At 61.5% G+C, this 3,907-nt stretch carries 3 protein-coding genes; all 3 read right to left on the reverse strand.

What is annotated here, in order from left to right:
- Positions 1–346: 346 nt before the first annotated feature.
- Positions 347–1,507, reverse strand: a complete 1,161-nt coding sequence (locus AB0323_RS23870; protein ID WP_366179533.1) for an acyl-CoA dehydrogenase family protein — start codon at positions 1,505–1,507, stop codon at positions 347–349.
- 30 nt (positions 1,508–1,537) lie between these two features.
- Positions 1,538–2,698 (reverse strand): CoA transferase, encoded by a 1,161-nt coding sequence (locus AB0323_RS23875; protein ID WP_366179534.1) that lies wholly within the window; start codon positions 2,696–2,698, stop codon positions 1,538–1,540.
- A gap of 85 nt (positions 2,699–2,783) precedes the next feature.
- Positions 2,784–3,512 carry a GntR family transcriptional regulator gene (locus tag AB0323_RS23880; protein ID WP_366179535.1) on the reverse strand — a complete coding sequence of 243 codons (729 nt, stop codon included), beginning with the start codon at positions 3,510–3,512 and terminating at the stop codon, positions 2,784–2,786.
- Positions 3,513–3,907 lie beyond the last annotated feature (395 nt).

Here is a 3,907-nt window from a genome sequence, read left to right on the forward strand (position 1 = left end):
GGCACACTATTGAGTTCTCAAACAACAGACACACCCGGCACCACCCACACCCCACAGGGTCCAGGATCGCTCCGGAGCAACTTTTCAAACTTACCCGAACCATCACCGCTTAGCAAATCAGTATTTCGACCAATTTCGGGCTGACAATTCGAATTCCCCTCGAATTGCGACGCGCAAAGCATCAGCCGTTCCGGGCTCAATTCGAAGGGGTGGCCACCCGTGGTTCCCAGCTCTAGGCTGTCTCCCTCGCGGCGACTTAGAAGACATTACACGGCTTCAGTACACCGCGCAAATCCACGCCGCGGCGACGTCGACGGCGGAACGCGGGTTCCGCCGTCGGGCCCGCCTAACGGAAGGCCGCGATACCGCTGAGCTTGCTACCCAAAATGAGGGTGTGGACTTCGTCGGTGCCTTCATAGGTGCGAACGGATTCCAGGTTGTTAGCGTGCCGCAAGGGTGAGTGGTCCAGCGTGATTCCATTGCCGCCGAGGATCGTCCTGGCTTCGCGCGCAATTTTGATGGCCTCGCGGCAGTTGTTCAGTTTGCCGACTGAGATCTGGTCCGGTTGCAACGTGCCGCCGTCCTTCTTGCGCCCGAGGTGCAGGGCGAGGAGGAATCCCTTGTTGATCTCCAGAGCCATGTCAACCAACTTCTGCTGGGTCAGCTGGTAACCGGCCAGCGGTCTGCCAAACTGCAGGCGTCCCTTGGAGTAGTCGAGGGCTGCCTCGAACGCATCGCGGGCGGCGCCCATGGCGCCCCAGATGATTCCGTAGCGCGCCTCGTTCAGGCACGAGAAGGGGCCTTTGAGCCCGACGACGTTCGGCAGCACCGCAGTCTCGGGTAGTCGCAGATTGGACAATTCGATATCGCATTGGATGGAGGCTCGCATGGACAGTTTGGGCTCAATCGGCGTAGCCGTGAATCCAGCGGTCTCGGTAGGGACTACAAAGCCGCGGACACCGCCGTCGGTCTGGGCCCAGATGATGGCGACTTTGGCTACGGACGCCAGGCCGATCCAGCGTTTTGCTCCGTTGAGGATCCAGTCGCCACCGTCGCGGTGCGCAAACGTAGTCATGCCACCTGGATCCGAGCCGGCAGCGGGCTCGGTGAGGCCGAAGCAGCCGATCGCTTCCCCCCTGGCCATCGCCGGCAGCCATTCGGCCTTCTGTTCATCCGAACCGTGTTTGTAGATCGCGCTCATCGCCAATGAGCCCTGCACCGAGACGAAAGTGCGCAAACCGGAGTCGCCGGCCTCAAGTTCCGCGCCGGCCAGGCCGTACTCGACGGCGGATCGGCCGGCGCATCCGTAGCCTTTTAGATGCATCCCCAGTAGGCCCATTTTGGCGAGTTCGGGGACAAGTTCCAGCGGGAAAATGGCCTTTTCATACCAGGTTGCGATGTATGGCTTGATTTCGCTATCCACGAAGGCGCGCACCGAATCGCGCAGCGCACATTCATCCGCGCTGAGGAGGGAATCAAAATCGATCAGATCGCTGATATCGGACATTTATGCGCCTTTCACGGAAGTGCTTGGGGATTAGAAGATGGACCCTTGGTGCTCGCCAAGGGCCGGGGGAACTTGCCGGTAGTCCGGTGCTGCTTCGGAGAGCCGGATGGGGTTGGCAAGCTGCCGGGACTCCCGGCCTGTTGCGGGATCGGTGACAACGATTGATGGCTCCAGCCCCAGGCTCTCAGCCAGTTCGAAGGCCTCGCCGACGTTGTTGACCCTGCCCGCAGGAACACCTGCAGCGAGCATTTTCCGTTGCCAACTGGCAGCAGTGTCAGCCTGGAGAGCAGCCTCGATCACAATCCGAAGCTCCTCACGGGACGCTACTCTGCGTTCGTTAGTGAGGAACCTCGCTTGCTCGTGCAAACCCCTGAGCCCTAGAGCTGACGCCAGCGCCGCAAACTGCCGGTCGTTGCCGACAGCGATGGCGAGCGTGCCGCCGCCAGTGCGGAATGTCTCATAGGGGGCGATGCTGGGGTGGGCATTGCCGAGCCTGCCAGGCGAATTGCCCGTGGCCAAGGCGGCCGCGCCCTGGTTCACCAGGGCTGCAAGGAGCGAGGAGAGGAGGTTGACCTGCACTTGCTGGCCGGTCCCCGTGGCATCGCGAACCCGCAGCGCCATCAGGATCCCGGCTAGCGCATTCTGTCCTGTGAGGACGTCGACCAGCGCAACCCCGACCTTGCTGGGTTCTCCTCCCGGTTGGCCAGTGATGCTCATCAGACCGCCAAGCGCCTGCACGAGCAGGTCATAGCCGGGCAGATCTGCGCCGGCGCCGGTCCCGAAGCCGGAGATCGAACAATAGACGATGTCCGGCCGGCTCTCGGAGACGGTCTGATAATCCAGACCGAATTTCGCCATGACGCCAGGCCGGAAGTTTTCGATGACGACGTCGCAGCCGGCCACGAGGGCGCGGGCATAGCTCAACCCGTCATCGGACTTGAGATCGGCAACAACGGATTTCTTGTTCCGGTTGACGCTTGCAAAATAGGTGCCGGTCCCATCAGCTTCCACAGGCGGGATCCACGCGCGGGTATCGTCGCCGGCAGGACCTTCGATCTTGATGACCTCGGCACCGTAGTCGGCCAGCATCATGGAACACAACGGTCCCGCAAGAACCCGCGAAAAGTCCGCGATCCGAATGCCAGCCAAAGGCTGCGGCAGACCGCGGGGCCTGCCCACTGAAGACGTCACGACACATCTCCCTTGATGGTTGTATGTTGCATGCAACTGTAAGGGAATGTCTCCGTCGTGTAAACAATTCCTCGTCGTATCGGAGTCAGCCCCGGAATTGCGACAGTTGATCCAGCTTCGCAAGATACGCATCAGCAGACAGTCCCGGCGTTCTCGCGCAAACACCTGTAATGAGAAGCCGGGCGGTGCGGGTGACATGTTCGCGAACCGCCGTCGATGCAGCTTGAGGGTCCCGTCGCTCCAATGCTTCCAGGATGCCTCGACGGTCGTCAGCCAAGTCCCGAGTGCTTCGGATTGACGGGATGGTCACCAACCCTTGGGCGAGAACGAGATTGCGGAGTTCTCCATCCAGCGCCATCAGCCGGGGATTGCCCGCCAAGCCGATGAGAAACAGGTGGAATTCCTTGTCCGCCTGCAGGGTGCCGGGACCATCATCGCCAGCCGCAGCGTCCAGGATGCGCCCGTGCAACACCCGGAAATGCTCAAGGTCATCCTCGGTGACAACCTCGGCGGCCCGAGCCGCTGCCGGGGGCTCAAGAAGAATTCGTATCTGGAAGATCTGCACAATCTCATCAAGTGAAATCTGCAGCACCCGGACACCGCGGTTCTTCTCGATCCGGACGATGCCCTCCTTCTCGAGCAGCTGCAGGGCCTCACGTACCGGCGTCCTGGACACGCCGAGTCTCTCGGCTAGCCCAATCGCGGAATAGTGCTCTCCGGGGGTCATCTCGCCGGACGTGATTGCGGCCCGCAGCATGTCTGTGGCCTGGGCTGTCAGCGACACTCCGGGAGTAACCTGTTGCATGCTACTCATCCTGACATTGTAAGGGTCGACGCGAACCTGTATCTCGGAGGGGTCGATAGGTGAGCCGGGGTCCGCCCGGAACCGTTGATACGTGAGCCGGGGTGTGGGATTTCGGGCATATATGTGAGCGGGCGTTGGCCCGTGACCGTTGATATGTGAGCCGGGGTGTGGGATTTCGGGCATATAGGTGAACGGGCGTTGGCCCGTGACCGTTGATATGTGAGCCGGGGTGTGGGATTTCGGGCATATAGGTGAACGGGCGTCGGCCTGGAACCGTTGATATGTGAGCCGGGCCCGGTGCGGTTCGTGTGTTAAATGGGTCAGGCCCCGACGTGTGTGTCGGGGCCTGGCCGTGAATGGTTGTCCGGCGGTGTCCTACTCTCCCACACCCTCCCGGGTGCAGT

Origin of the sequence: Arthrobacter sp. NPDC080031, from assembly GCF_040702485.1 — a bacterium.
Classification (GTDB): domain Bacteria; phylum Actinomycetota; class Actinomycetes; order Actinomycetales; family Micrococcaceae; genus Arthrobacter.